The following is a 356-nucleotide window of genomic DNA, read 5'->3' as shown; positions in this document are numbered from 1 at the left end:
CTAGCTTGGTCAGGTCCATATTATCCAGACGCTTTTGCATACGTGCCTGTAATTGGGGACTGCTAGGGTTGGTGATGATAATGCGCTTTAGCTCGTAATATTCACGCGAATAATCATGCGGACTGAATGAAACCGTCGCGAGCGGTGCACTGACCGCAAGCGGTAGATTATTACGATCGGTAATCATACCGCGATAAGATTTTTGAGTTCGCTCACTGGTAATGAGCTCATTGCCTTTGTCTTGATAAAACTGTGCGTTGGCAACCTGAATATAATAAGCGCGGCTAATCAGTAGCGCTAATATGACCAGCGCCAGACCCCAGACCATACGAAAACGGTTTTTGTCTTGTTCAAAA

General features: G+C 45.8%; 1 pseudogene. It reads right to left on the bottom strand.

Going from position 1 to position 356, the window contains the following annotated elements:
• A pseudogene (locus tag R2R70_RS19270) lies at window positions 1-356 on the bottom strand (hypothetical protein); the annotation flags it as partial.

This window comes from Cobetia sp. SIMBA_158 (assembly GCF_046566945.1).
GTDB lineage: Bacteria > Pseudomonadota > Gammaproteobacteria > Pseudomonadales > Halomonadaceae > Cobetia > Cobetia amphilecti.
Note: the sequence above shows the minus strand (reverse complement) of the source record. Positions and strands in the feature narration are given on the sequence as shown.